Below are 1380 nucleotides of genomic sequence, written 5' to 3' on the forward strand. Positions count from 1 at the left end.
GCGGCCGGCCGCGACAGCGGCCTTCACCAGGGAGCCGACGCCGTCCTTGTCGATCGTCTCGAACGGGGAGACGCCGAAGATGCCCTTCTCCAGGTAGGCGGTGAAGAAACTGGCCTCGACGTCGTCGCGGCTGAAGCCCCAGACCGTCTGGGTCAGGTCGTTGGTGCCGAAGGAGAAGAACTCCGCGGCCTCCGCGATCTGCCCGGCGGTGAGCGCGGCCCGCGGCAGCTCGATCATGGTGCCGATCGGCAGGCTGAGCTTCGTGCCGGTGGCGGCCTCCACCTCGGCGATGACCCGGTCGGCCTCCTCGCGGACGATCTCCAGCTCCTGGACGGTGCCCACCAGCGGGATCATGATCTCCGCGCGCGGGTCGCCCTGGGCGGCCTTGCGTTCCGCGGCGGCCTCGGCGATGGCGCGGACCTGCATGGCGAACAGACCGGGCACCACCAGGCCGAGGCGTACGCCGCGCAGGCCCAGCATCGGGTTCTGCTCGTGCAGCCGGTGCACGGCCTGCAGCAGGCGCAGCTCGTTCTCGTGCGGCTCCTGCCGGGCCTCGGCGAGCGCCACCCGCACGGACAGCTCGGTGATGTCGGGCAGGAACTCGTGCAGCGGCGGGTCCAGCAGACGGATCGTCACCGGCAGCCCGTCCATCGCCTCGAAGAGTTCCACGAAGTCCTGCTTCTGCAGCGGCAGCAGGGCCTTCAGGGACGCGTCGCGCTCCTCCTCGGTGTCGGCCAGGATCAGACGCTCCACCAGTTCGCGCCGGTCGCCGAGGAACATGTGCTCGGTGCGGCACAGGCCGATGCCCTGGGCGCCGAACCGGCGGGCGCGCAGCGCGTCCTCGGCGTTGTCGGCGTTGGCCCGCACCCGCAGCCGGCGCGTGCGGTCGGCGAAGGACATCATCCGGTGCACGGCCTCGACCAGCTCGTCGGCGTCCTCGGCACCGGGGTGCATCCGGCCCTCGAAGTACTCCACGACCGGGGAGGGCACCACCGGGACCTCGCCCAGGTAGACCTTTCCGGTGGAGCCGTCGATGGAGATGACGTCGCCCTCCTCGACGACCTGCCCGCCGGGCACGGTCATGCGGCGCCGCTTGGTGTCGACCTCCAGCTCCTCCGCGCCGCACACACAGGTCTTGCCCATGCCGCGGGCGACCACGGCCGCGTGGGAGGTCTTGCCGCCGCGGCTGGTCAGGATGCCCTCGGCGGCGATCATGCCGTCGAGGTCGTCGGGGTTGGTCTCGCGGCGCACCAGGATGACCTTCTCCCCGGAGCGGGACCACTTGACGGCGGTGTAGGAGTCGAAGACCGCCTTGCCGACCGCCGCGCCGGGCGAGGCGGCGATGCCCCGGGCGACCTGCTTGACCTCGGCGTTCTCGTC

1 protein-coding gene is annotated in these 1380 nt (G+C 71.7%); it reads right to left on the bottom strand.

Features of this window, described 5'->3' with window-relative positions:
- Positions 1-1380, bottom strand: a 1380-nt coding sequence (locus AB0I83_RS31450) for a putative PEP-binding protein (protein WP_363307048.1), incomplete at both ends; no start/stop codon positions are given.

The organism is Streptomyces sp. NPDC049970 (assembly GCF_040660235.1).
GTDB lineage: Bacteria > Actinomycetota > Actinomycetes > Streptomycetales > Streptomycetaceae > Streptomyces.